Annotated in this window: 28 protein-coding genes; 11 read left to right on the top strand and 17 right to left on the bottom strand. The window is 64.8% G+C overall.

Annotation, left to right across the window (positions count from 1 at the left end):
• Positions 1-48: 48 nt before the first annotated feature.
• Complete coding sequence (locus XH87_RS06290; RefSeq protein ID WP_035701784.1) at positions 49-303, top strand: hypothetical protein; 255 nt, start codon at positions 49-51, stop codon at positions 301-303.
• Between the two features lie 24 nt (positions 304-327).
• Here the strand turns inward: XH87_RS06290 and XH87_RS36595 are convergent, their stop codons facing one another.
• The 4 genes from XH87_RS36595 to XH87_RS06270 all read right to left on the bottom strand — a co-directional run bounded on the left by XH87_RS36595 (position 328) and on the right by XH87_RS06270 (position 2,802).
• Positions 328-570, bottom strand: a complete 243-nt coding sequence (locus tag XH87_RS36595; protein ID WP_035701738.1) for a DUF6719 family protein — start codon at positions 568-570, stop codon at positions 328-330.
• Between the two features lie 249 nt (positions 571-819).
• A complete protein-coding gene (locus XH87_RS06280; protein WP_271586547.1) occupies positions 820-1,527 on the bottom strand; it encodes an outer membrane protein in 708 nt (235 codons plus the stop codon).
• Positions 1,528-1,805: 278 nt separating this feature from the next.
• On the bottom strand, positions 1,806-2,201 hold the full coding sequence (locus XH87_RS06275) for a hypothetical protein (RefSeq protein ID WP_035701788.1): 396 nt from the start codon (positions 2,199-2,201) through the stop codon (positions 1,806-1,808).
• A 232-nt stretch (positions 2,202-2,433) separates the two neighbouring features.
• On the bottom strand, positions 2,434-2,802 hold the full coding sequence (locus XH87_RS06270) for a His-rich protein BRANT (RefSeq protein WP_271586546.1): 369 nt from the start codon (positions 2,800-2,802) through the stop codon (positions 2,434-2,436).
• A 250-nt stretch (positions 2,803-3,052) separates the two neighbouring features.
• Between XH87_RS06270 and XH87_RS06265 the strand changes: the two genes are divergently transcribed.
• Together XH87_RS06265 and XH87_RS06260 are read left to right on the top strand one after the other, a co-directional pair.
• Positions 3,053-3,595 (top strand): tetratricopeptide repeat protein, encoded by a 543-nt coding sequence (locus XH87_RS06265; RefSeq protein WP_271586545.1) that lies wholly within the window; start codon positions 3,053-3,055, stop codon positions 3,593-3,595.
• A 107-nt stretch (positions 3,596-3,702) separates the two neighbouring features.
• Positions 3,703-5,085: a serine hydrolase domain-containing protein gene (locus XH87_RS06260; RefSeq protein WP_271586544.1), complete on the top strand. Its 1,383-nt coding sequence runs from the start codon at positions 3,703-3,705 to the stop codon at positions 5,083-5,085.
• A gap of 52 nt (positions 5,086-5,137) precedes the next feature.
• Here the strand turns inward: XH87_RS06260 and XH87_RS06255 are convergent, their stop codons facing one another.
• Positions 5,138-6,706 (bottom strand): S10 family peptidase, encoded by a 1,569-nt coding sequence (locus tag XH87_RS06255; RefSeq protein WP_271586543.1) that lies wholly within the window; start codon positions 6,704-6,706, stop codon positions 5,138-5,140.
• Positions 6,707-6,946: 240 nt separating this feature from the next.
• Between XH87_RS06255 and XH87_RS06250 the strand changes: the two genes are divergently transcribed.
• The 3 genes from XH87_RS06250 to XH87_RS06240 all read left to right on the top strand — a co-directional run bounded on the left by XH87_RS06250 (position 6,947) and on the right by XH87_RS06240 (position 8,978).
• Complete coding sequence (locus XH87_RS06250; protein WP_035701753.1) at positions 6,947-7,726, top strand: NAD kinase; 780 nt, start codon at positions 6,947-6,949, stop codon at positions 7,724-7,726.
• A 100-nt stretch (positions 7,727-7,826) separates the two neighbouring features.
• A complete protein-coding gene (locus tag XH87_RS06245) occupies positions 7,827-8,372 on the top strand; it encodes a response regulator (protein ID WP_008549760.1) in 546 nt (181 codons plus the stop codon).
• 27 nt (positions 8,373-8,399) lie between these two features.
• Positions 8,400-8,978 (top strand): Hpt domain-containing protein, encoded by a 579-nt coding sequence (locus XH87_RS06240; RefSeq protein ID WP_271586542.1) that lies wholly within the window; start codon positions 8,400-8,402, stop codon positions 8,976-8,978.
• A gap of 134 nt (positions 8,979-9,112) precedes the next feature.
• Here the strand turns inward: XH87_RS06240 and XH87_RS06235 are convergent, their stop codons facing one another.
• From XH87_RS06235 to folE, 4 genes are all read right to left on the bottom strand, one after another.
• A complete protein-coding gene (locus XH87_RS06235; protein ID WP_271586541.1) occupies positions 9,113-10,288 on the bottom strand; it encodes a DUF2336 domain-containing protein in 1,176 nt (391 codons plus the stop codon).
• Positions 10,289-10,575: 287 nt separating this feature from the next.
• Positions 10,576-11,643 carry a lytic transglycosylase domain-containing protein gene (locus XH87_RS06230; protein ID WP_271586540.1) on the bottom strand — a complete coding sequence of 356 codons (1,068 nt, stop codon included), beginning with the start codon at positions 11,641-11,643 and terminating at the stop codon, positions 10,576-10,578.
• Positions 11,644-11,725: 82 nt separating this feature from the next.
• On the bottom strand, positions 11,726-12,148 hold the full coding sequence (hisI, locus tag XH87_RS06225) for a phosphoribosyl-AMP cyclohydrolase (protein ID WP_158670615.1): 423 nt from the start codon (positions 12,146-12,148) through the stop codon (positions 11,726-11,728).
• 83 nt (positions 12,149-12,231) lie between these two features.
• The gene (folE, locus tag XH87_RS06220; protein WP_035701764.1) at positions 12,232-12,924 is read right to left on the bottom strand and encodes a GTP cyclohydrolase I FolE; all 693 of its coding nucleotides are present in this window, start codon (positions 12,922-12,924) and stop codon (positions 12,232-12,234) included.
• Between the two features lie 238 nt (positions 12,925-13,162).
• Here folE and XH87_RS06215 point away from each other — a divergent pair, with 238 nt between their 5' ends.
• Positions 13,163-13,630, top strand: a complete 468-nt coding sequence (locus tag XH87_RS06215) for an iron-sulfur cluster assembly scaffold protein (protein ID WP_035701767.1) — start codon at positions 13,163-13,165, stop codon at positions 13,628-13,630.
• A 140-nt stretch (positions 13,631-13,770) separates the two neighbouring features.
• On the opposite strand, the gene XH87_RS06210 is transcribed toward XH87_RS06215, so the two are convergent.
• Positions 13,771-14,670, bottom strand: coding sequence for a hypothetical protein (locus XH87_RS06210; RefSeq protein ID WP_035701770.1), 900 nt, complete (start codon positions 14,668-14,670; stop codon positions 13,771-13,773).
• Positions 14,671-14,918: 248 nt separating this feature from the next.
• Here XH87_RS06210 and yidD point away from each other — a divergent pair, with 248 nt between their 5' ends.
• On the top strand, positions 14,919-15,257 hold the full coding sequence (gene yidD, locus XH87_RS06205) for a membrane protein insertion efficiency factor YidD (RefSeq protein WP_158670613.1): 339 nt from the start codon (positions 14,919-14,921) through the stop codon (positions 15,255-15,257).
• Between the two features lie 92 nt (positions 15,258-15,349).
• A complete protein-coding gene (locus XH87_RS06200) occupies positions 15,350-15,556 on the top strand; it encodes a hypothetical protein (RefSeq protein ID WP_035701777.1) in 207 nt (68 codons plus the stop codon).
• A 1-nt stretch (position 15,557) separates the two neighbouring features.
• On the opposite strand, the gene XH87_RS06195 is transcribed toward XH87_RS06200, so the two are convergent.
• From XH87_RS06195 to XH87_RS06185, 3 genes are read right to left on the bottom strand one after another with little or no spacing between them, the layout of a single operon-like run.
• On the bottom strand, positions 15,558-16,514 hold the full coding sequence (locus XH87_RS06195) for a PDR/VanB family oxidoreductase (protein WP_271586539.1): 957 nt from the start codon (positions 16,512-16,514) through the stop codon (positions 15,558-15,560).
• Positions 16,511-17,032 (bottom strand): MOSC domain-containing protein, encoded by a 522-nt coding sequence (locus XH87_RS06190; RefSeq protein ID WP_271586538.1) that lies wholly within the window; start codon positions 17,030-17,032, stop codon positions 16,511-16,513. Before XH87_RS06190 ends, XH87_RS06195 begins: the two co-directional genes overlap by 4 nt.
• 50 nt (positions 17,033-17,082) lie before the next feature.
• The gene (locus XH87_RS06185) at positions 17,083-18,396 is read right to left on the bottom strand and encodes an MFS transporter (protein WP_271586537.1); all 1,314 of its coding nucleotides are present in this window, start codon (positions 18,394-18,396) and stop codon (positions 17,083-17,085) included.
• Positions 18,397-18,750: 354 nt separating this feature from the next.
• On the opposite strand from XH87_RS06185, the gene XH87_RS06180 reads away from it, so the two are divergent.
• The gene (locus XH87_RS06180; RefSeq protein WP_271586536.1) at positions 18,751-19,308 is read left to right on the top strand and encodes a helix-turn-helix domain-containing protein; all 558 of its coding nucleotides are present in this window, start codon (positions 18,751-18,753) and stop codon (positions 19,306-19,308) included.
• A 21-nt stretch (positions 19,309-19,329) separates the two neighbouring features.
• Here the strand turns inward: XH87_RS06180 and XH87_RS06175 are convergent, their stop codons facing one another.
• Both XH87_RS06175 and XH87_RS06170 read right to left on the bottom strand, forming a co-directional pair.
• Positions 19,330-20,544, bottom strand: coding sequence for a hypothetical protein (locus tag XH87_RS06175; RefSeq protein WP_271586535.1), 1,215 nt, complete (start codon positions 20,542-20,544; stop codon positions 19,330-19,332).
• Between the two features lie 2 nt (positions 20,545-20,546).
• Positions 20,547-21,914 (bottom strand): APC family permease, encoded by a 1,368-nt coding sequence (locus XH87_RS06170; protein ID WP_271586534.1) that lies wholly within the window; start codon positions 21,912-21,914, stop codon positions 20,547-20,549.
• 329 nt (positions 21,915-22,243) lie between these two features.
• Here XH87_RS06170 and XH87_RS06165 point away from each other — a divergent pair, with 329 nt between their 5' ends.
• Positions 22,244-23,569: an alpha/beta hydrolase gene (locus XH87_RS06165; RefSeq protein ID WP_271586533.1), complete on the top strand. Its 1,326-nt coding sequence runs from the start codon at positions 22,244-22,246 to the stop codon at positions 23,567-23,569.
• 43 nt (positions 23,570-23,612) lie between these two features.
• On the opposite strand, the gene XH87_RS06160 is transcribed toward XH87_RS06165, so the two are convergent.
• Both XH87_RS06160 and XH87_RS06155 read right to left on the bottom strand, forming a co-directional pair.
• The gene (locus XH87_RS06160; RefSeq protein WP_271586532.1) at positions 23,613-23,990 is read right to left on the bottom strand and encodes a hypothetical protein; all 378 of its coding nucleotides are present in this window, start codon (positions 23,988-23,990) and stop codon (positions 23,613-23,615) included.
• Positions 23,991-24,079: 89 nt separating this feature from the next.
• Positions 24,080-25,252: an MFS transporter gene (locus XH87_RS06155; RefSeq protein ID WP_271586531.1), complete on the bottom strand. Its 1,173-nt coding sequence runs from the start codon at positions 25,250-25,252 to the stop codon at positions 24,080-24,082.
• Between the last annotated feature and the right edge of the window lie 170 nt (positions 25,253-25,422).

Raw genomic sequence — 25,422 nt, 5'->3', positions numbered from 1 at the left:
CCCTTGCCCGGCAAATTCGTTAACTGGCTTTCTTGGAGCGGGAAAAAAATGCCTTACGCCCTGTTCTGCAATGATGCCCGGATCAGCAAGGCCTATCCGAGCGAGTCCGACGTCTGGAAGCTCGCGCAGCGGAGTGGTCTCGTCGTGGACGTGATGGCGGACGACGAGCGGCCGGGACCCCGCCGGGTGCTCGACAATGACTACAAGATCGCGCCTTGCCAGGCAGCTCAGGGCGAGGACCCCGCCAAGAACAAGGCTGAGGCCGACCAGCAGTCAAGGATGGAGCTTGAACTGAATTCTTGAGCTCCGGCGAAACCGGACCGGAGCTCAGGGCGTGGCGGCCGCCAGCGACGCCTGCTCGCCAGGCATAGAGACGCAGGCCTTGCGGCGATGCAGCCCACGGATAGCGCCGGTGACCTTCAGCACCTTGCCCGAGGGACAGGAGGCATCCTTGACGAAGGCGACCTCATAAGGCGCCAGCATCAGAGGCTCGGATCTGAGGATTGTCTGTGCAGAGCACGGCAGGCAGAAGAAGCATGAGAGCACTACTGCCGACACCAAGATACGCATGTCCGTCGTCCCACCAGCCCGGTAATTGTCATATAACGCGTTCCGGAGCGCGAGTTCCGTAAATCGCAAGAATTATTTTTGCTTTACCCCGGCCCCATGACGCGCGTGAGAAGGCGCGCCAGCATCGTTTGCAAGCAAATGACGCGCCAGATGGTTCACGCAATGCAAACAAGGAGGAGCCGGCAAACGGAAAGCTGGCAAGACAAAGGCCGGCGGAGCCGGCCTTTCGGGTCTTGGATTGCCGGGCGGTCAGTAGCGGGAGCCCGACGGACCGCCCCAGCCGAAGCGGTAATTCACACCGACCTTGACGGTATGCTCGTCCTCCCGGCCACGAACGCCGACGATGTCGGCCGGGCCGGAGGTGAAGGTGGTGCTGCCGAAATTGTAGTACTGGTATTCGGCCTTGGCCGACCAACTCGGTGCGAACATGTATTCGAGACCGGCGCCGACGGTATAGCCGTTCTTGTTGTTGCCGGTGGTGGTGAAGGCCTGCGGTACCCCGGCGATGTTTACGCCAAGGCCGTTATTGCGCCAGGCATAACCGCCCTTGGCGTAAAGCAGCGTCGGTCCCCAGGTATAGCCGATGCGACCGGTCACCGACCCGATCTGGTCGGTGTTGGAGGTCACCTGCGTGCCCAGCGGGAAGGTGACACCGTTGTCGTTGGTCGGCAGCCAGGAGTACTGAGCCTCGACACCAACGACCCAGTTGGGCGCGAACTGGTAGTCGAAGCCGCCCTGCACACCGCCCATGAAGCGCGCGTCGCTGGACTGGAAGCTGTTGTCGCCAGCAAACGCGCCGCCGACATGGCCACCGATGTAGAAACCCGTCCAGTTGTAGATGACCTGCGGCGGCGTATAGGCCGGAGCCTTGGTGTAGGTGCGCGGTTGCATGTCCGCGGCCGCGGCCGGAGCGGCCAGCGCAAGCACAGCGGCTGCACCCAGCAAAATCGACTTCATGTTCATCCCCGTTCTTTCAACTACGACACTCAGGAAACAACGTGGCGTGAATTGGGTTGCTTCACGGCGATGCCGGAACGTTGATCGTTCGTCACTGTGACGGGGTGGCAACAACACAATTTTGTTCCGCCACACCGCCCTGACCTAACTGTTTTTGTCGCCTGCGCAAGGCCTGACGCACAATTTGTCGCAAGACGAAATCACCCCGTTCAACGCTCGCCGAAATGTGATCCAGCGCCTCCGATATCTAACATCAGGCGATGAAGGCGGGCTTTGCGCTACCGCGTCATCTTTTCCAGTTCCGGAAAGGGTGCGTAAACCGCGCCGGCGCACAGATCGCTGGTCCGGTCGACCACGCGGTCCGCCCGGCCGTTGACGAAGATCACGGCACGTTCGCGCATGATCTTGTAGCTGCCATCGGTTTCGCGCGGGGTGAAGTGCAGGCAGCTCACATAGAACTGCCGGCCGCCGACCTCGCGCTGCACCGGATCGGCCATGCTGGCGTCGCGCACGCCGACCGGATTGTTCAGATAGGTCCGCATCAGGGCCAGCGTGTCGCTCCGGAAATTGTCGGGAAACGGCTGCGGCCCGCCGGCCTGAGCCCCCCCGATCAGGGATGGACGATCACCATCGCTGCTGAAACATGCCGCAAGCGCCAGCGGCAACGCCAATATCACCGCACATCTCGCCAATCGCCCCACAGGCCCCGCTCTCCGCTCGATCCGATCAGGAGACGTTCTAGCCCCAAGCCTGCACGAAGGGAATCCGCTTGCGGCGGCGCAAACAGCGCACCGGCCCGCCCCCGGCGCCTCGGGCTTTCGCACGAGACACGGCGAACGGACCGGGCCTGAACTCCGTACGCGGCGGCGGGGCAATGCCAGGGATGCCGCCGCGCGGGATCAGTCGTCAGTTGCGCTTGTCCGACGTGGCCGGCTTGGTCGCGTCCGGCTGCGCCTTCTGCGATTTCTTGGCCGAGACCTGCTCGTGATGGTGGCGATGCTTGCGCACGGTCTTGTGCTCATCGGTGGTGACCGCGGCGTTTGCGTTCATCGCCTTCGACCTGCTGTCCGCCTTGGCATCCGCCTTGACGTCGGGAGCCTTCGTGTCGGCCTTGACGCCGGCATCCGGTTTGACGGCAGTATTCGCCGCCTTGGTCTGGCTCTGGTCCGCCTTGATCACCGGGGCGGTCGTGGTGGTCTTGCCGGCCTCGGCGGCGAAGGCAGGGGCTGCGATCACGGAAGCTGCGAACAAGGCTGCGGAAATCGTCTTCAACATGGTGGTCTCCTCTTGGAAGGATCTCCAGGCGGCGCCCTCTCGCCTACCCATCGATCGTGGGTCGGAGCCTAGGCTGGGCGTTTTGAACTCTGTCTGAAGCCCTCTGCAGGCTTTCGTTCATCTCTATGACAAGTTTGTCATCCGCGGCCGGGCGAATAGATCGTGCGAAGCGGGAATGTTTCCGTGCGGTGGGTGTTTCGGTCTTCGGGCAATCGTGTAGGATCGCCACGTTCCATACTGGAGAATTTAGATGCGCAAACTCTCAACGCTTGTTGTGCCAGGCCTGGTCGCCATGACGCTGGCGGCAGCGCCGGCACTCTCGAGCGCCTATGCCGCTGGCAGCGACGAGCCGTCCTCGCCGCCGAAGTCGGATAGCTCGTCCAAGAAGGGCAAGAAGAAGAGCTCCGCCGTCAGCGATCCCAAATTCCTCGCGGCCTATCGCACCGCCTATGCCGCGATCTACGACAATCACGATTACACGGGTGCGATCGACAAGTTGAAGTCGCTCAAGCGCGACGACGTCGCCGACGTCGCCAATCTGATCGGCTACTCCTATCGCAAACTCGGCGACTATCGGTCGTCGAAGGTCTATTACGAGTTGGCGCTGAAGGACGATCCGAACCACGTCCGCACCTGGCAGTATTACGGCCTCTGGCAGCTCGAACAGGGCAACCGCGAACAGGCGCAGTATCACCTGAACAAGATCGCCTCGCTTGCCGGCACCGATAGCTCGGAGTATCGCTCGCTTGCCGCAGCGCTCGACAAGCCGACCGGCGCGACGCTGGTCTACTGAGACATCGCATCCTTGAACGACGTCAACGGGCATGACCTTTCGGGTTGTGCCCGTTCCGCTTTCTCGGCTAGCCTCCCGCACCGAACTTCCCGGCAAATTGGTGCGCAATGGACACGTGGCTGCGATCCGCGATCGACTACATCGGCTCCTGGATCGAATTCCAGCTGACGACAATCCAGCAGCCGGGCGTCCTCGTCGCATTCGCTCACCGCGGCGAGGTCGTCGCCGAGCATGCGTTCGGCCTCGCCAATCTGGATACCGGCGAGAAGCTCACCCCGCGCCACCGCTTCCGCATCGCCTCGCACTCCAAGAGCTTCACCTCCGCCGGCATCATGAAGCTGCGCGAGCAGCGCAAGATCCGGCTCGACGACACCGTCGGCCAACATGTCGGCGGCCTGCATCCGCGCGTCGCCGAGACGACGATCGCGCAAGTGCTTTCGCACAGCGCGGGGTTGACGCGCGACGGCGCCGATTCCGGCCAGTTCATCGACAGCCGCCCCTATCTCGACACGAAAGAGTTGCTCGCGGAATTGAAGCTACCGACCGCAATCGAGCCCGGCACCCGCTTCAAATATTCCAATCACGGCTTTGGGCTGATCGGTCTCGTGATAGAAGCCGTCACCAGGGAGCCCTACCCGGTCTGGATCAAGCGCGAGATCATCGAAGCCGCGGGCTTGCGCGAAACCGAGCCGAATGCGCCGCTTGCCAGGGGCACGCCGTTCGCGTGCGGGCATACGCGCAAAGTCCCGCTGGGCGAGCGTGGCGTGATCCCCGGCGACAATCCCGCACATGCGATGGCATCCGCCGCAGGCTTCGTCGCCACCGCCGCCGACACCGCCCGCTTTTTCGCGCAGCTGGCACCCAACGCGAAGAAGAGCGTGCTGTCGGCCGCGAGCCGGCGCGAGATGACGCGACACCATTGGCGCATCCCGCAGAGCTTCGAGACCTACTATGGCCTGGGCGTCAATGCCGGCAAGACCGACGGCTGGGACTGGTTCGGCCATGGCGGCGGTTTCCAGGGCTACATCTCCCGGACCTGCTCCATTCCCGCTTGCGAGCTGGCGATCAGCATTCTCAGCAACTCCATCGACGGCGCGGCCCCGTTCTGGATGGACGGCGCGATGCAGATCCTTCGCGTCTTCCAGACCCGCGGCGCGCCCGACCGACGCGTGCGCGACTGGACCGGCCGATGGTGGACGATCTGGGGCGCGACCGATCTCGTCCCCGCAGGCAACCGCGCGCTCGTCGCCAATCCGCAGTTCAACAATCCCTTCATGGATGCCGCCGAGATCGAAGTCACCGGCCGCGACACCGGCAAGCTCGCCTGGGCCGCCGGCTATTCCAGCCACGGCGAGCCGGTGCGCCGGATCCGTGACAAGCGCGGCAAGATCAGCGACATCTGGATCGCCGGCGCGAACGTGAAGCCGGGCAAGGTCGTCGCGCGCGAGATCGCGCGGAAATACAAGCCGCGCAAACGCCGGCCTCTTTAGGCGGAGCATGATCCTATCGGAAAACCGCTCCGCACGTTTTCAGGATCAAGCTCTACTCCCTGATCATCGCCTCGACCTCGCTGCGGAACGCCTGCCGCGATCCGTCGCGCGAATAGAACATGTGGCCGCCGGGATAGACGACGAACTTCACGCGCTGCGTCACGAAGGCCGGCAGTTGGTCGAGCACCCGCTTCGTTCCGAAATAGGGCGTGGCGAGGTCGAACAGACCGTGCCCGACCAGCACGTTCAGCTTCGCATCCGTGGCGAGGATCTGACGCAGCTCGGAGACCGATTGCGGCGGGTTGATGCCACGGCCGAAGTCCCAGTGGCCTTCCACGGCGCCGTTCAGGACTTCATAGGAGCCGTCGGGCCGCCAGTTGAGCTTGCGGGTCAGGACGTCGACCGCTGCGCTCGTCAGCGGCGCCTGGAGCGAATCGCCGGAGGGATCGCCGAAGCGCGAGCTGCTGGAATCCGGATAGGGATCGAAGCCGCGCACGGAACCGTCATAGCGTCCCGTCACCTTGCCGTTCTTGCGGTCGAACTCGCGGCGGAATTCACCGACGTCGAAGCGGCCGGCGAGCCTGCGGCTCACCGCCTGGTCGATGCCGGTGAGCTCGGCGACCTTGTCGGCGAGGCGATTGGTGGCCTCCTTGTCCGCCTCGCCCTTGACGAGGTCGGCTAGAAATTCGCCGCGCGCGTAAGCCTCGACGTCGGCGAGGTCGGCGCGCTTGACCGGTCCCTTGGCCTCGCGCGCCACCGCGACATAGCTCGGCAGCGTCGCGACATATTGCAGGAGGCTGGTGCCGGCGAACTCGCGAAAATCCAGCAACGGCGACACCATGATCAGTCCCCTGACGCCGACACCGTGCTGAAGCTGCAACTGGCGCACGACCTTCGGGCCGCGAATGCCGCCATAGCTTTCGCCGGCGACGTATTTCGGCGAGGTCAGCCGATCATGTTTCTCCAGCCAGCGGCGGATCACGAGCGCGATCGAATTGACGTCACCGTCGACGGAGTAGAAGGATTTTCGTGCGTCCTCGCTGCTGGCGACAAATCGGCTGTAGCCGGTGCTGACTGGATCGATGAAGACGAGATCGGTGAAGTCGAGCCACGTCTCCGCGTTCGGCTTGACCTCGGGCGATGCCGACGGCGACAACCCTTCGCCATCGAGCGGCAACCGCCACGGCCCGGCCGCGCCGAACTGAAGCCACGCCGAGGACGCGCCGGGCCCGCCATTGAACAGGAACGTCACGGGGCGCGTGGCGCGGTCGGCACCTTCGAGTTCGTAGGACGTGTAGGCGATGTCGGCCAGCGGCTCGCCCTTGCCGTCGAACACGCGGATCGAGCCGGCGGTCGCGGCGAAATTGAGGATTCGGCCGGGCAGATCGAGCGTCTGCTTCGTGGTCGAATCCGGCGGGAGACGGCGCAGCTCGGCCGCCGATGGCGAGCCCTGCGCCACGCTTTGCACGTTACTGCTGCGGCCGCCCTTCTGTCCGGCCGGCGACGCCGCCTCGGAGCGCGGCTGCGGCGGATCATCCGCGCGCGCAAAGCCCGCAAGAGCGAAAGTCGACACTGCCAGCACCAGGCTTGCGCGGCGGAGCACCGGCAAATTCATCACCATGATCGTTCTCCCTGCCCGGCTGTGACAGCCGGTGAGGCCCAGAAGGCTAGCGCGGAATTGCGACGGTTTGGGGGATCATTGGCCTGACGGGACCTGAACAGGCCGCCCAGGGTCAAATCACCCGGAGCGACAGTCTCCGTTAGCTTTGGAGGGCGGTCCTCCTCGACAATGGAGGCCCACCTCGTATAGACGAGCCCGGCGGAACTTACTCGAGCCAGCGGCACACCTGCCTGGGAAGCCATGACCAAACCCTCGCGATACGACCGGATCGCCTTCGTCGCCAGCCCGAGCAGCGAGGCGCAGGCCGCCTTCGGCCAGCTCACCAGGGACTACGGCAATTGCGACCCGAAGGATGCCGACGTCGTCGTCGCGCTCGGCGGCGACGGGTTGATGCTCCAGACGCTGCATCAGAACATGCACACGGGAAAGCCGATCTACGGCATGCACCGCGGCACGGTCGGCTTCCTGATGAACGAATACTCCACGCACGATCTTCGCGCCCGGCTCGAAGCCGCGCATGAATCCGAGATCAATCCGCTGCTGATGCGCGCGACCGACGTCAATGACCGCGTCCATCTTCACCACGCCATCAACGAGGTCGCCCTGTTCCGGCAGACCTATCAGGCCGCGCGGCTGAGGATCCTGATCGACGAGCGCGAGCGCATGCCCGAGCTGATCGCGGACGGCATCATGGTGGCGACCCCGGCGGGCTCCACCGCCTACAATTTGTCCGCCCAGGGACCGATTCTGCCGATCAACGCCGCGCTGCTGGCGCTGACGCCGATCAGCGCCTTCCGTCCGCGCCGCTGGCGCGGCGCCCTGCTGCCCAACACCGCCTATGTCGTGATCGAGGTACTGGAGGGGGACAAGCGGCCGGTGGCAGCCGTGGCCGACCACGACGAGGTTCGCGACGTCCGCCGCGTCGAGGTGCTCTCCGACAAGACCATCTCGATGCGAATGCTGTTCGACCCCGGCCACAGCCTGGAAGAGCGTATCCTGCGCGAGCAGTTCGGCTACTGAACAACCTGCCGCGCAACGCCCCCGGAGCCCCGGCCGCAACGCTTCGTTAACTCCCGGCGCGATATGGTTAACGAAGGTTGACCGCTTTGGCCCGGGCGTCATGTTTCGCATCGACTTCAACAAGCTGCGCTTCCTCGTCTGCGACGACAATCCGCACATGCGCCGCATCCTGCGGACGCTGCTGCATTCCTTCGGCGCGCGCGAGGTCTATGAAGCCGAGGACGGCGCCACGGCGCTCGAAATGTACAGCCACTACGTGCCCGACATCGTCATCACCGACTGGGCGATGCCGATCTTCGACGGGCTCGAGCTCGCGCAGATGATTCGGCAGCCCGAATCCAAGGGCAACCCTTACGCACCGATCATCATGCTGACCGGTCATTCCGAGAAGCGCCGCGTCACGGTCGCGCGCGATGCCGGCGTCACCGAATTCCTGGCCAAGCCGATCTCGGCCAAGGGCCTCTATCAGCGCATCCTCAACGTCGTCGCCAATCCCCGCCCCTTCATCAAGACCAAGACCTATTTCGGGCCGGACCGGCGCCGCAACACCAACTCCGCCTATATGGGCCCCGAGCGCCGCGTCGGCGAAAAGCACGAGGTGCTGCAGCAGCCCTCGCTGCTCGACAAGGCCCGCTCCTCCATCTAGCGCAACGTCCCAGGCGAGGCAGGCATCATGGCGAAGAACAGCGCTAAGGACATCGAGGTCAGGGCTTTCGCCACGCACCACGTCATCACGCAGCCCAACCCGCTGCGCAAGGTGTTGCGCCGGGTCGAAGAAAAAGACATGGACGATCCGGTAGGCCGCGCCGAGCAGGCGCTCGCGGGCCTCTCCGGCGAGTTCAAGGACTGGATGGCGATCGAAGCTCAGAGACTGTCCGCCGCCTGGACTGCGGTGCAGAAGGATGGCTTCGCCAAGGAACTGCGCGACGAGCTGTTCCACGCCGCACACGACATCAAGGGCGATGCGGCGACATTCGGCTTTCCGTCGGCTGCGGGAATCGCCGAGAGCCTGTGCCGCGTCATCGAGCATGCGCCCGATCTGGAGAAGGTCCCGGCCGAGCTGTTCACGCATCACATCAACGCCATTCTCGCCATCGTGCACGAGAACACCAGGCTCGACAGCCTCAGCGTCTCCACCGAGCTCAGCCGCCGCCTGCGCAAGGTCGCCGACGACTATCTCGCCCACGTCAACCGCGACCGCCCCGAGCATCTCGAGGTGATCCTTGCCCCGAGCATCGCACCGGTGGAGTAAAGACTCTCTCCTCTCGTCATTGCGAGCGCAGCGAAGCAATCCAGAATCCCTCCGCGGGGACAATCTGGATTGCTTCGCTGCGCTCGAAATGACGGAGTTTGTGTCTTCCGGCCTGCCCTATCGCGGGCTTTGAACTATGCCGCGATCAGATCATCATGGACCGGCTCGATCGCGTCATCCGCGACGAGCTCGTCGCAGAACAGCCGTGCCTCTTCGCGCGCGGACTCGGTGGCGAAGCGGCGCAGCAGGACCATCAGCGGCTCGGTGGCGGCCCGGTCGGTCTCGCAATGGGTGAGCACGCGCTCGACCATGCGCCGGCGCAACCGCACCGCGCCGTCATCGCTATCGACGAAGCCTTGCTCGTGGCAGGCATCGAGCGCGACCTGGAACGCCGCGAACGTCGCCTCCGGAAGCCCGGCACGACGGAGCAGCGCGTGCAGGCTGTTGCCGCCGCGGTCGTGCAGCAGCGCGGAGACGCGTGCCAGCGGCAGCTCGGCGAGTTCGGCTAGGGCCGCGTCGAACAAATCGAGATTGCCCGAGAGCAGTGCGCGCAGGATCAGCCCCGCGGTAAGCTGGCCGGTGATGCGCAAATGCCCGACCAGACCTTGCATGTCCTCGCCGCGCGAGCGCGCCGCGATGTTCATGGTGGAGCGGTCGCGTGCCTCGATCGTGATGCGGTCCGCGCGGTCGGCGCTGAGCCAGTTCCGCGCGACGACGAACTGCGCCAGGGTCTCGGAGAGCTTTGCCACCAGTGCGGCGCGCGTTGCAGACGGCAGATCCTCCAGCACCAGCATCGCCTCGCGGATCGCGGCGAGATGGCCGTGGCGCTCGACGATGCGATTCCATGAGAACGGGGCGAGCTCGGCGTGGGGATTCTCGATCAGCTCCAGTGCGGCAGCCGCGCAGCCGACTTCGGCGATCGCGGCGCAGACCGATACCGGCAACGCCATGCGCCGTGCGACGGCGCATTGAACCTCCTCGGTGCCGGTCGCGACGATGTCGACGAGATCGGCGTCGATCAGCAGCGGGGAATGTTCGAGCACGGGCACCGCGACCGTCGGCTGATCCGCCGACAGCGCCCGCACGATTGCGGCCGGCGCCTCGGCGCTGCGGGCAAAGGCTTCGGCCATCGCCTGCCGCACCAGGGGCGAGGGATCGTCGAGCAGCATCAGAAGCGCGCCTTCGGCGGCGATGCGGTCATCTGTGGAAAGGTCTGAGATCAGCCAGGCCCGGGCCAACGCCCGTGTTGCCTCGGCCCGCTCGCCGGCGGGCGCCGTCCTGATCCAATTGATGAACTGCCGAACAATCATCCTGCTTCCGGCTTACACAACAAACGAAAATGATGACGGCTCGTCACCCGCAACACAAAATAAACCACGACGCTTAACAAAGCGTTCACCATAACCGACTGGTTTTATTGATGATTTGTTAAGGGAACCAAGCCGCCGGCCGCGCGTGCCCCGGACGCAGCGCAGCACGTTAGTGATGCGCTGCTGAGCCGGGGCCCAGAATCTCAGAGGTGCTGCTCGTGGCCTGGGTCCCGGCGCTGCGACGCATCGCTTTCGCGATGCGCCTTGTCCGGGACACGGGAGCTCGATCAGCTCGAGAACGTGCCGCTGCGGTCGCTGAAGAGATCGAGCGGTTGCGGCGGGCGCACGTCGGGCGTGGCCGATGCGACCGAGGCGTTATTGCCCCACAATTTCTGCACCGTGGTCGAGACCGGCTGTGTGGCGTCGCCCGGCTGATAGATCGAGCGGAAGGCCGGCGCGACTGGCGTATTGTCAGCGACCGTCGTCGATGATGTCGCGCTGACCGGCGTCACGGCATTCGTGTTGGGAAAAGTCTGGAGATAAGCGGCGTTGTCGACCATCGGCGCAGTCGGCTGCACGCCATTGGCGCTCGCGACCTCGGTCGTCGACGGCGTGCCGCCATACATCGCCATCGCGCTGCGGGTCACTTTCGAACTGGCTGCACTGGCATAGCGTGCATCGAGCACCGAATAGACCTCGGAGACACTGCGGGCGCGGCCGTCTTTGGCGTAAAAGATCGAGCGATTCGCGGACGCCGCGTTGGGAAACAATCGCGCGCCGACCGCCTGCGGATTGTCCTCGGCATTGGCGATCAGCTTGGCCGCGCCGCCGACGCCCATGAAATGCGCCATGTAGAGCTCGCTGTCGGACGGCCTGCGGCCGAGCAGGCCGGTGAGCTTGAAGCTGTTCGATTGCGTCAGCGCCGCCGCCATGCTGGAGGCGGCTTCGGGGTCGTCGCGCAGCTTCATGATCGACCGCTTCATCACGGGATCATCGACGGTATAGGTGCCAGCCGGGGTTCTGGTGATGGCATCGGCATAGCTGCCGTAGCCGAGCTGGGTGCCGGCCTCCTTCACGGTGCCGAGCCAGGTCTGGTCGATGAATTGGAAGAGCCCGTGCGCGGACGAGGTGGTGGCTCCCGCCGCCGGATCGAAATCCGATTCCATCTTGGCGGTGGTCAGCAAGTACTGGAAGCTGACGCCTGTGACGTTCGAAGCCTGCTTGATCGCACCGGCGACGCGGGCTCGCGACGGATCGAGGCCGGCCGTCTGCGTGGCACTGAAATTGTCGATCGACATGATGAAGTGCCCGGCCCGCCCGGCGTTGAACGACGCCGGCAATTCGGCGCCCGTCATCTCAACGTGGGACAGGTATGGTTAATGGGGGGTTAATTCAGCGCTCGTGCTCGTGCTTCGCACGCCCCGGAATGACGGCCGGCTACTTCTTGTAGACCGTGCTCGGATCGAACAGCCGCTCGGCATCCGTGAAGACGAGCTTCGCTCCCCGGCCCTCGGCCTCGACCTTGCGGTAAAAGCACGACCGTCGCCCGGTGTGGCAGGCCGCGCCGATCTGTTCGACGCGGATCCAGACCGCGTCCTGGTCGCAATCGGTACGCATCTCGACGACGCGTTGGGTCTGACCTGATGTCTCACCTTTTCGCCACAAGGCATTGCGCGAGCGGCTGAAGTACCAGGCCTCGCCGGTCGCGATCGTCTTGCGCAGCGCCTCATCGTTCATGTGCGCGACCATGAGCACGTCACCGGTGGCGATGTCGGTCGCGACGCAGGTCACGAGACCGCTCGCGTCGAACTTGGGCAGGAAGGCGAGACCTTCCTCGATCTCATGGGAGTGAGCGGACACGGGGCCCTCGCCGGAGCATGAGCAGGAAAAGTGTGAAGCGGTTTTCCGAAAAGACCATGCTCAAAAGATCAAGCCTTGCGAGGTCAGCGCGTCGTGCCCCGCACCAGGGACAGGAAACGGGCCTGTTCCGCGGGATTGTCGCGGAACATGCCGGTGAAGCGGCTGGTGAACGTGGAGGCGCCATGCTTGGCGACGCCGCGCACCGACATGCAGGTATGCTCGGCCTCGATCAGCACCGCAACGCCGCGAGGCTTGAGGACCTCGTCGATCGCCGCCGCGATCTGCGCCGTCAGGTGCTCCTGGGTCTGGAGCCGGCGGGCGAAGATATCGGTCAGGCGCGCGAGCTTGGACAGGCCGACGACGCGCTCCACCGGCGTGTAGGCGATGTGCGCCTTGCCGTAGAAGGGCATCATGTGATGCTCGCACTGCGAGGTGAATTCGATGTCGCGCACCAGGACGAAGTCGTCATAGCCGGCGGTCTCGCCGAAGGTGCGGTCGAGCACCTCGGCCGGGCACTGGTGGTAACCCTGATATAGTTCGTCGAAAGCTTCGACGACGCGCCGCGGCGTGTCGAGCAGGCCCTCGCGTTCGGTGTTCTCGCCGATATAGGCGAGCAGCGTCTTCACCGCAGCTTCCGCCTCTGCGCGCGCGGGGCGCGGCTGATCGGCGCGGACGGCGGCCGCGAGGAATTCGGCAGGATCAAGCTCGGCCGGGCGGCTCTCGGGCTGCCGGTCGGAGGGCTTGTTGGGACGGATGGATTTGATTGCAGCGTCCATATCGACTCCGTTCGACGGCCTCGCGGCCGGAGTGTCACCGGCAGACGGGGCGGCCAAGCCGCCGGACGCCTGAAGAGAACAGTTCTTGGCGAAAGTCCGCAAGCCCGCGCCGGAGCAACGGTTCCGGATCACCGCCGCCGCACCGCTGGACTGTTTTTCCGCCAGTTCCGCCCCTATATAGGACCGTGGCTGGCGCCCGCCAAGGCCGATCCGGCGCCGAAGTGTTGGACTCCTTCACATGCTGAACGACATTTATAACAAGCGGATCATCGAGCTGGCCGGGAATATTCCCCGCCTCGGGCGGCTGTCGGACCCCGATGCCTCCGCCACTGCCCACTCAAAGCTGTGCGGCTCGACCGTGAAGGTCGATCTCAAGATGAGCGGAGATACCGTCACCGACTTCGCGCATGACGTGAAGGCGTGCGCCTTGGGCCAAGCCTCTTCATCCATCATGGCAAGTCGGATCGTCGGCTCGACTGCGAGCGAACTCCGTGAGTTACGCGAAACTGTTCGCAAGATGCTGAAGGAGAATGGTGCGCCTCCTGAAGGCAAATGGGAGGAGATCAAATTCCTCGAGCCAGTCCGCGACTACAAGGCGCGCCATGCCTCGACGCTTTTGACCTTCGATGCCGTGGTTGATGCCATCGGCCAGATCGAGGCCAAGGCCAAGGCCGAGCCCAAGCAGCCGGCCGCGGCGCAGGGCTGAAACCCCTCTCCGTCATTCCGGGGCGATGCGCAGCATCGAACCCGGAATCCCGAGACTGCACCGCGAGATTCTCAGGTGCGCAATTGCGCACCATAGTTCGCGCTACGCGCCCCCCGGAATGACTGCCAGAATTTAAGAGCTTACTTCTGCGTTGCCGTAGCCGGCGTGGCCACGCTACCCGTCGGCACCAGGGCTTCCGCCGTCCTGGTCGATTTGGCAGGCTGCGCCTGCTCCGGTTCCGCACCGAACCTGGCCTGCGACTTCGGTGCGAGCTCCGCCATTGCCGGCGCTGAGATGTCCACATGCGGGAGCACATCAGCCACAAGGTCGGTCGTGACCAGATTGGTGAGCTTGAGTTCGCCGGCGTCGAGCTCGTGCAGGTCTTCCCAGGGTGGAACACTGAGCGCGAGGGACAGCAAATCGCCGGCGCCGCCCATGTCGAAAGTGTATTTGGCGAGACGGCCGATGTCGCGCTCCACGATCGTCAGATCCTGCGCGCTGTAGCTCGCTGCCTTGGCATCGTCGGCCCGGTCGCCCATCCAGATCTGATGGACGCGGACATGGGCGGCCTCCGGCACGTAGCGCTTCTTGCCGGCCAGCAGAAGGAACACGCACATGGATTCGCAATAGGCCTCCGGCGCGACCGCCGGGCGAGCCGACTGCCCGCCGCGCAGGCTTACGCCGACCGTGGTCAAAAGCCCGAGATTGCGGAAGCGGCGGCCGAGCGTGATTGCGTCATTGACGGAACCGCCGCTGGAATCGAGCACCACGGTGGCGCCGCCGAGCTGGCGTCCGCGCGAAAACTCTTCGAATTCCTTGGGCGTATCCGCCGTGATGATGCCGACTGCGCTGACCCAGCCGCGGCAGTTCGGCTCGCATGCGACCCAGCTGAATTTCATCGGCAGCTTGCGCTCTTCCAGTGCAGCACCTGCCCGGGCCGACGACCCGCATGTCGCGACGGCGCCAGCCAGCGCGACTCCACAGACGGCGGTTCCCACCAGCAGCCAGCCGCGAAGATTAAGCAACGTCAGAAGTTTCAAACTGGTCCCTTCCCCAAGCCCCAAGCCCCAAGCACTAAGCCAAAGCCGATCCAGGCAAGCCCCGTTTCGCGTCCGATCAGTCTACACATGGACGTCACAAAAATGGTATCCGGGCGAATACAGTTCGTCCATAGGTACTTGCTGCACTGCTCCCAAAAAGCACGCAAAATATGGCCCGAAAACAACAACTTACGGTTCCCTGCCCCGGAACCGTGCAACACCGCGCTCAAGGTCGCGACAAAGCGCACATGAAGCATTCAGCCTGCGGACATTGTTCCAGTTCAATCGAGGGTGTGCTCCGGCTGCCGCGCAGATTCGGCCGCGCGCTGATCTGGCTCTATCGCCATACGCTGTCGCCCTTGGTCGGTTACAACTGCCGGCATTTGCCGACCTGCTCCGTCTATGGCGACGAGGCGATCGAACGGTTCGGGCTCTGGGCCGGCGGCTGGATGACGCTCGCGCGCCTGCTCCGCTGCAACCCCTTCGGCACGTCCGGCATCGACAACGTGCCCCTCACCGCGCCGCAAGGCGCACGCTGGTATCTGCCCTGGCGCTACGGCCGCTGGCGCGGCGTCAATGCATCCTGACGTTTGCTGCGGTGCTTCGCACATCGCTGCCCTGATCGGAACCGGCACTTTCCGCTCGCGTTGTTTTGATGCTCCCACGGGAGGAAACAACAATGCGCTGGAAAATCAGCCCTCGCTTTCACTTCAGGCCTGGTCCGAATTTCGGTCACAGGGAACACGATCCCAGAACCATCGACCTGCTCGCCATCATCGCGCTGCTCGCACTTGTCCTCGGCTCAGGCTGGTATCTGGCGCGCAGCTTTGCGACACAGCCAAGCACGACGACGTTCATCGTGCCGAGCCAGAGCGTTCATTGGTAGTTCAGAGGTCCAGCACCAGCCGCTCGGCGTCCGAGCCCGCCACGCAAACCATGAGATAGCGCTCGCGTTCATAGGGCGACAGGACGCGGTCGCGGTGAACTGGCTTGCCTTCGATCCATCCGACCTTGCAGGCGCCGCAGATGCCGCCGCAGCAGGAGGTCGCGATCTCGATGCCTCCCTCCTGCAAAGCGGCCAGCATGGTCTGGCCGGCGCGCACTTCGATCTCGGCGCCCGAGCGCGCCAGTGACAGTGTGAAGGGTTTGGCGTCGGGATCGATGACCGGCGCAGGTGCGACGAACCGCTCGATATGGACGCTCGCCGCAGGCCACGCTGCAGTCACCCGCTCGAAATCGTCGATCATACTTTCCGGACCGCAGCAGGCGACCATCGTCTCCGATCCGCCCTCTCCGACGAGCGCTGCGAGATCGGGACGCCCGTTCCGGGACGTCCGGTGCACGATGATGCGCCCCCTATCGACCAGCGAGACGAGATGGGCGGCGAGCGGCACCTCCTCACGCACGATCAGATGCAGCGTGAAGTCGGCCTGCTTGGTTCGTTCGAGATGCCGCGCCATGGACAAGAACGGCGTCACGCCGATGCCGCCAGCCAGGAACACGTAGCGCGCGATTCGAGCCTGGGGCTCAAGTCCGCCGCGTGGCAACGTCACGCCGATGACATCGCCGATGCCGATTTCGTCGTGCAGCGCCCGCGAACCGCCGCGTCCATCAGCTTCGCGCTTGACCGCGATGACATAGCGCGCGTTATCCGCGGGCTCGTTGCACAGCGAATAGGTGCGGACCAGTCCGTTCGGCACATGCAGATCGATATGCGCGCCGGGTTTGAACGACGGCAGTTCCCACCGGTCGGGATCGGCCAGCGTGAACAGTTTGATGCCTGCCCCCGCCTCCTCGATGCCGGCAACGACCGTCTTGACCGTCGTGATCGGGCGCGCGCTCATGCCGCATTCCGCACGGTATCACCGATCCTGACGATGCCGCCTTGCAGGATCTTGCAGTTGAGGCCGGAGCGATTGATCAGGGGATCGAAGATTGCCTTGCCGGTGATCTCCTCGATGTGCCGGCACGGCACCGACAGCCGCGTCGCTTCCAGCAGGGTCTCGCCCAGCCAGAAGCGGCGGCCGACGAGATGATTCAGCGGCACGCCTTCCACCGTGACGTTACGCCGATGCTCTTCCGGGCCGAGATCAATCCCGGCGTCGCGCTTCAGCGCAACCAGCGTCTCGAGTTCGAACAGGGTGACCTGCCGGCCCTCTTCCGGCTTGTGCGAGTAAAACCCCTCTTCCTTGCCGATCATGTAGCGGTCGCCCTCGATTCCTTTCCCGGCTACGAGGGTAATGGTCTCGGCTGCGCGCATCGGCAGGAATGCGCGTGGGACGAGATGGAGGAAGCGCACGACGCCGGTCCACCCGAGCTGTGCTGCGCCCTGCGCCGCACCGGCGCTGATCGTATCAAGCATGACAAATCCTTGTGAGAAGTCGTGGCGCCGCCGGCAGCGGCGCCACGGGATCAGGTCAGTTCCTTGTTCGCCATCTCCGGCGCGAACGAGGTCGCGATCGCGGTGATGGCGGCGCAGGCGACGAGCAGCAGCGAGACCGGCCAGGTTGCGCCGCCGCTCCAGGCCATCAGAGAGGCTGCAATCAGCGGCGTCAACCCGCCGCTCAGGGCCGCACCGACCTGGAACCCGAGCGAAGCACCGCTGTAACGCAGCCGCGCAGTGAAAAGCTCGGAGTACCAGGGCGCGCCGATGCCGAACATGACCATCTGACCGAAGGTAATCGCGACCACGATGGTGCAGACGACGATGGCCGGATCGCGGGTGTCGAGCAGCCAGAACAACGGGAAGGCAAACAGCGCCGAGAACAGGCAGCTCGCATGGAACATCGTCTTGCGGCCGACCAGGTCGGACAGCCAGCCGAACAGCGGGATAGCGAGCAGCGCGACCAGCGATGCGGCGAACGCCCCATTCAGCACCACCGCGCGCGGCAGGCCGAGATTGGCGGTGGCATAGGACATCACGAACACACCACCGATGCTGGCATAGGCGATCTCGGAGATCTTCAGACCGACCGCGGTGAAGAACGGCCGGCGGTGATGCCTGAAGATCTCGAGCAGTGGCAGGCTTGCGACTTCCTTCCTGGCCTGGACCTGACGGAAGGCGGCGGTCTCCTCCATGTTGAGGCGGATGTAGAGCCCGACGCCGACCAGGAAGATCGAGACCAGGAAGGGGATGCGCCAGCCGTAAGCCATGAACTCGCTCTCCGGCAGGCTCGCCACCAGCGCGAACATGCCGATCGCGGCGAGATTGCCAATGGGATTGCCGACCTGCACCATGCTGCCGAGCAGGCCGCGGCGGCGCGTCGGGCAATTCTCGACCACCATCAGCACGGCGCCGCCCCATTCGCCGCCGAGGCCGATACCCTGGAGAAAGCGCAATCCGATCAGCAGCAGCGGCGCGGCAATGCCAATCTGCTGGTAGGTCGGAAGCAGGCCGATCAGGAAGGTGCCGATGCCCATCACCATGATCGTGATCGCGAGCATCGCCTTGCGGCCGACCCGGTCGCCGTAATGGCCAAAGATCGCAGCTCCGAGCGGCCGCGCCAGAAATCCGATGGCGTAAGTGCCGAAGGCCGCAATGGTAGCGAGCGCGGGGTTGCCGGCGGCGAAGAAGACCTTGTTGAACACCAGCGCGGTCGCCGTGCCATAGATGAGGAAGTCGTACCATTCGACCGCGGTGCCGATCACGCTCGACCACACGATCCGTCGCAAGCTCGCCGCCTCGTCCGGCGCTACGTTCAGGGTTACGTCGTCTGCTACGGTCATCGATCTCTCCAAAAGGTACCGGCGCCTGGGAAAAGCAGTTGGTTCGGTCGCGGCGCCCATCGGCAGCCGCGACGGTAAAAATCGATCATGTTTACTGTGAGAAATCAACGCCGCGGAACGCGGCAAATGCCGACGATCGCGGCACGGCGGACAATTTGCACTCAAATTCAGCGATTTTTGGCGTTATACCAATTCAACTGCTCATATTATCCGCGCCATTGCTCGAAATTTCTGCTCATAAGTTTTCCAATGGAATACGTTTGCGGGCCACCGGCGCGGGCCTTGCCGGCCGCCGGGCTGGCAGTCTGGCGCCATCTGTTGCAAAACAGCTTCAGCAGTACGGGAGACTCATGCGTGCTTGACGTCAGCAAAGCGACAGCGGTCGGGGCCAACATCCGCCAGGCGCGGATCGCCAAGGGCCTGACGCTGGACCAGCTTGCGAAGCAAAGCGACCTCACCCGCGGCTACATCTCGCTGGTCGAGCGCAACCTCAAGATTCCCTCCCTCGCAGCCCTGCTGCGGATGGCCGCCGCGCTCGAGGTCAATGTCGCCAACTTCTTCGACCCGAACGCCGAGCCGGCGCCGCGCTACACGCTGTTCCGCCGCCAGGACGGCAATGTGCCGCTGTTCCAGGACACGTTTGGCGTGGTCCCGCTGGCGACCGGTCGCACCCGCAAGATGATGGAGCCTTTTCTGCTGAGCCCGCCGCACAAGGCGGCCACGCGCGCCTCGCATGCGGGCGAGGAGCTGCTGTTCGTCATCAACGGCAGGATCGCGATCAAGCTCGATGGCGAAGAGCTCGTCCTCGGAAGGGGGGATTGCCTGTATTTTTCAGGCGAGACGCCACACGAGGTCAGGAGCCTCGGCCGGCAGAAGGCCGAAGTGCTGGTCGTCGTGGCCCAGACTTCCTGACGCCCGGCGTCGGCAAATAGCCTACCGGAACCAGAAGAAGCGTCCCTGTGACGGTGGGATCGACTCCGGCGGCCGCAGCCGCTTCGGGCGTGGCGGCCTTGGCGCCGGCTCCGCGGCCGAAGTGGTCTCCGCAGCCGGCGCGGTCTCGCTGCCCGGCACCTTCACCGACAGCAGCAAGTTCGATTCGTGCATCCGCCAGCGATAGCCGACGCCGAAATCGATCGGCTGGGCGCGCGTGAACAATTCGGCGTAGCGCTGCTGGTAGCGGCCGGGAAATTCGTCGATCGGCCCGAGATAGCGGCCGAATGGGAAGAACCGCCATTGCCGGGCACTGTAGTTTGCGAGCGGAATGCCGGAATCGTCCTGGATGATGGTGGCACTGTTGGCAAGCAGCCAGTCGCGCACGACGGAGAAATTGCCGGAGTGCAACAGATAGGAGGCACTCTTGAGCAGGCTGTTGCCGGGTCCGAGCGTCTCGCAGAACTTCAGGAAGCCTGCTGCGCGCGCGCCGGAATTGGATAGATCGGTCGAGAAATAATACAGCGTGCGCGCTTCCCCATCGCTGCCCGCAAAGGTGATGCGGACGCCGCGCGTTGCGTTTCGTCCCGGATTGTCGCCAGCCGCGTGCATCCCGCCCCTGTCGTCGAGCGCGACCGTCTCGACATTGCGGATGGTCTTGCCGGAGCGCGCGAGGAAGACATAGAGGATCGGCAAGGTGCCGTTGACCTGGTTGGTATGCAGGTCGACCTTCATCTGCTTGGTGATGAAGAAGGAGAAGCTCAGGATCGAGCCGAGCGAGCGCTCGACATTGTAGAGCGCGGCGCTCACCGAGCCGCGCGGGAGCCGTGTCAGGTCCGGCACCGCGCCGACCGGCTCGAGCGCGCCGAGCACGTAGGTGCTGGCCTTGGGATAGAAGGCGTTGGCGTAGAGGAAATCCGGGCCGCTGAACATGTAGAACATGGTCGGCCGCGGCGCGGCCAGATTGACGTCGACCCAGCTGCGGATCTTCGAGAGCTGGTGCTGCTCGAGCTGAGCGAAAGCACCGTCGAAGAATTTTGCGTGACGCTGCCAGCCCGGGTCCTTGGTGAGCGGCACCAGCGGCGAGTCCGCCGAAGGCTGCATGCCCGCAAGAAAGCGCGCAGTATCGTCGAAAGTGACCTCGGCGGCGCGCACGCACGAGACGGCCGCGGCCAGGAGGGCGAGAGCGACGGCCGCAATTCTCAGGGGTCGGAGCATGTCTATTCGCGATACGGTGAATCGGCAGCGGCGGCCGGCCGCCTGCGGAAGACGGCATAGATCAACAAGCCCGAGAGCATGACGAGCATCCCCGACAGCGACTGCACCGGCCGCTCGGTCAAGAGGTAATACATCATGAACCCTGTCACGAGCAGGAAAACGAGCGGCGTGAACGGGTATCCCCAGGCGCGATAGGGCCGCGACAGGTCGGGATCGGTGATGCGCAGCTTGATGACGCCGGCGACCGTGAAGAACGAGCAGAACAACAGCGCGAACTGGATGAAGTCGAGCACCGCCTCGAAGCTGCGCGTGAACAACAGCAGGTTGGCGATGGCGAGCTGGAGCAGGACGGCATAGGCCGGCGCGCCGCTCACCGAGCGCTTCGAAAACACGCGCAGGGCCGCAATGTCCTCGCCCATCGTCATCATCACGCGCGGCCCGATCCACATCATTGCACTGATCGAGGAGATCAGGCCGACGCAAATCATGGCGCCGACGATCCGGCCGCCGAGGTCGCCGAAGATGGCGCTGCCGGCGACGCTGGCGACGTCGAGCTGGCCGGCAAGCGAACTCACCGGCGTGGAATAGAGAAAGACCGCATTGAGGGCGACGTACAGCACGAGCACGATCAGCGTGCCCGCGAGCAGCGCACGCGGCAGGCTCTGCTGCGGCGTGCTCATCTCGCCGATAATGTAGGTCGCGGCATTCCAGCCCGAGAACGAATACATCACGAAGACGAGGCCGATCGCGAACGGCGCGCTGACGATGTGCGCGAGATCGCCCGGCTGCGGCGTGAAGGCGATCGGCTGCGGCACGCCGATGACGAAGCCGGCGACCAGGAAGGCGACGATCAGCACGACCTTCAGGATGGTCGAGATCAGCTGGAAGGTCGAGGAGTGCCGGACGCCAGTCAGTTGCACGAGCGAGACCAGCCATACTACGCCGATGGCAAGCGGGATCGGCGGCAGATCGGGCACGACCGATTTGGCGTATTCGCCGAACGCCATCGCGGCGAGCGCGACCGGTGCCGCGAAACCGACCGTGGCGGACACCCAGCCGGCGAGAAAGCCGAAGGCCGGATGATAGGCGCGGCCGAGGAAATTGTACTCGCCGCTCGAGCGCGGAAACATCGCGCCCAATTCGCTGTACGCGAACACCCCGCACAGCGCGACGATGCCGCCGACCGTCCAGAGCAGCAGGATCGAGAAGCCCGACGGGATGTCCTTGACCTGGAAGCCGAGGCTGGTGAAGACGCCGACCCCGATCATGTCGGCCACGACGATGGCGGTTGCGACCGGAACGGAGACCCCGGCCCCGCTCCCGGTCAGCCGACCAGTCCAGGCTGCGGTTCCCGCATCTGATGCCGTCATCGGGGTCCTTAACCTCAGGCGTCTCGCCTCGTGGGCCCATCGTGCAGTTTGGCCCAGTCAATTCAAGCAGGGTTAACAAGGGTTAAATGAGGCAACGAAAGCGGGGTAACGAAACACCGTCCGGGCACCCTTTTGAAGAATGACGCTGGATCTGCCCTGAATTACCGCTGCCCTTCCCCACAATCAGGACACGATTGCATGGTCCTTTTTGAGCGTTCCGGATGTGGGGAAGTTTCTCCGGACGCTTAACGTCGCCTAAACGCCAGTCGGCTCAATTGTCTTAAAGATGTGCCGACGGACTTGATGTCGTGGCTTGGGGTCATGGGTGGATGTTCGGGGCCGTTCCGAGACTGAGAGCTGACACCCGTGCCGACCGGACGCCGTCCGGTCGGCACGGTCGCGCGCTCCGGCTCGGCTTGATCTCAGCCCTGGTGCCGTTGTCGCTGACGTTGGCTCAATGCGGCGGGGCACCCGATCCGGCGACGCTCGCGGCGAACTCTCAGGCCAACGTGCAGGTCGTCGCCAAGACCAATGCACGGGTGGCAAGCGGCGACACGTTCGAGGATCGCTTCCCTGCCCCGCAATTCAGGGAGCGCTTCCCTTCGGCGAGCGAGAGCTTCCTGCAACGGCAGATGTCGGACTTCTCGCCCAAGCGCGCCGTGCAGCAGCCGCCTCAGCCGGAGCAAGCGCCCTACAAGGTGGCCTCGCTCGAGCCGCAAGTCCCCTACAAGCGGCCGCCCCGTGAGGATCTGACGACGCTCGTCAGCATGAAGTCGTCGGCCTTTCCCTATTTCGGCAACAACCCCGCCTCCGACGCCCCCTTCCTCAACATCTCCAAGGGCGACCGCCGCGGCCACCGCAGCTATTCGGGGCGCGTCTACTGGCAGGACGAGACCTACAGCGACAGCCGCGTGCTGGTGCACGTGCCCGAGCATTTCGACGTGCGCAAGCCGGGCGTGATCGTGGTGTTCTTCCACGGCAATGGCGCGACGCTCGAACGCGACGTACGCGACCGCCAGCTGGTGCCCAGGCAGATCACCGATTCCGGCGCCAATGCCGTGCTCCTTGCACCGCAAATGGCGGTCGATGCCGCCGATTCCAGCGCCGGCAAGTTCTGGCAACCGGGCGGCTTCAAGCGCTTCATGGCGGAATCGGCCGACCATCTCGCCCGCATCACCGGCGATCCCAAAAGTGCGCGCGCTTTCGCCAACATGCCGATCGTGATCGTCGGCTACAGTGGCGGCTTCCTGCCGACGGCCTGGAGCCTGGAGGTCGGCGGCATCAGCGACCGCGTCCGAGGCGTGGTGCTGCTCGACGCCGTCTACGGCGAAATGGACAAGTTCGCCTCGTGGATCGAGAGCCACCGTTCCGGCTTCTTCGTCAGCTCCTACACCCGCTACACGGCGCGGCGCGACCGCGAGCTGATGGGCATGCTGCGGGAGAAGGGCATCGGCGTCTCCGAGGACATCGACGGGCCGCTCCGTCCCGGCAGTGTGGTGTTCGTGGAGACCGGCGATGGGATCACCCATCGCGACTACGTGACACGCGCCTGGACGCGGGATCCGCTCAAGGACGTGCTGGTGAAGATGTCGGCAACGCCGTCGCTCGCCCTCACGCGCGTCGCCGCCACCAATCCATCCGCGTCGAGCCGTTAGGCCGATATTACTCAGCTCGATCGGCGACTGAGCCTGGCGGGTATCAGTTCTTGGGGAGCTTCGGAATGCTCTCGGCAAAGCCGTTGAAGCAGGCCAGCCGCTCGTCCTCTTCCTTGAAGAACCGGCAATCGGCGTAGCCCTTGGCCTTCGCCGGCTTCGGCTTCGGCGCCGGCGGGATCACGGCGTCGTAGCAGTTGAGGCGATCCTTGGTGCCGTCGTCGATCTCGAGGCAGGCCTGGAGCCGGACGGCAATCGACTGCGGCTTGCCCTTCGCCGCCGCGGCGGGCTTGGCCGCAGCCTCTTTCGCCCCCTTGGGCTTGACCTGGACCAGCGGCTTGTCCCCGACCATCGGTGGCTTCTCGGTTTGCGCAAATGCGGAGGCTGAATAGAGCACCGCGGCAACCGCCAGAATCATCCTCATCTCAGTCAACTCTCTTTGGTCCCCATGACCGGCCTTCTAGCGCCCTCGCGCGCGGTTTGCCAAGCACCTTGCGCACACCAGCGCGGGAGTCAGGCCGTAGCGGCGATCGGACGGGGTCGGGTCAGGACCACCAGGATCAGCGCCAGCACGACGAAACCGACCGCGACGAAGCCGAGGGTGCGCAGGAGCTCGCGGGCAAACAGCAGCCCGCCGACGGCGGAGCCGACCGCCTGTCCGATATAGAGGACGGACGTATTGAGTGCGACGGTCGCCGATGCCAGCGGCGGCGCAGCCGCGACCAGCCGCACCTGCTGCATCGAATTGGTCGAGGCGAAGCCAAGGCCCCAGGTCGCGACCGCGCCCGCCATCAGGACGAGCGAGCCGGCGCCGAGCGCCCAGCCGGCAATCCCGGCAAGCAGCAGGCAGGTGAACAGCAGCGAGGTGCGATAGGGCCCCGAGGCGTCGACGATGCGGGTCGCGATGACGACACCAAGGAAGCCGCAGACGCCGTAGAGCGCGAACACCATGCCGATCGCATCGGGACCGGCGCCGGTGAGCTTGTTGAGCAGCGGACCCATGTAGGTGAACACGACGAACTGCCCCGACATTTGCAGCATCGTGATCGCAAGCAGCAGCAGGATCGTCCTGCTCCGGCCGACTGCCGCCCATGTCTTCAGATCCACCGGCGCGCCCTTCAGGCCCGCCGGCAGACGCAGCAGCAACAGCAGAAAACTGACGCAGCCGAGCGCACCGATCCCGCCATAGGCCGCGCGCCAGCCATAGCGGCTGGCTATGAAGGTGATCAGCGGCAGGCCGACGGCGGCTGCCAACGACCATCCGAGGAAAATGTACGCAATGGTGCTGCCGCGCCGCTCCGCGGGCACGATCAGCGCCGCCGTGCCGGCGGCCTGCGGCGTATAGAGCGCGCCGACCGCGAGCATCACGAGGCGAATGACAAGGAGGCCGGTGTAGTCGGGCGCGAAGGCCGAGGCGAGATTGCCGGCGGCGAGCACCGCCAGCGCTGTCGCAAGCAGCGTCCGCCGCTCGATGCGGCTGGTGAGCCAGGCCGTCAGCGGCGAGCCGATACACAGTATGACGGCGCCGAAAGTGATCAGGAGGCCGGCCGCATGAATGCTGACGTCAAGCCCCGTCGCCAATTCCGGCAGCATGCCCGCCGGCGCCAGCACCGAGCAGCCAGTGACGAGATTGCCGAGCATCAGGGCAGTTGGCGCGAAACGGCCGGCGGCGGGCGGATTTTCCATGCAACTGCATCTAGAGCAGGCCTGCGGCAAGTTAAAGGGCACGAGGCCAAATAGTTCGAGCTCCGCCCCGGCTTTTGCGCGCCACTTTCTTGGATTTGCCGGATTGCGCAGGCCGAATCGCCTGATATATCGCTCGTTCCCGCTTACCTGCGCTCGTTCGCAGGAGTGAG

The sequence above is a fragment of the Bradyrhizobium sp. CCBAU 53415 genome, assembly GCF_028128735.1.
Taxonomy (GTDB): Bacteria; Pseudomonadota; Alphaproteobacteria; order Rhizobiales; family Xanthobacteraceae; genus Bradyrhizobium.
The sequence above is the reverse complement of the archived record's forward strand: the minus strand, read 5'-3'. Positions and strand labels throughout refer to the sequence as shown.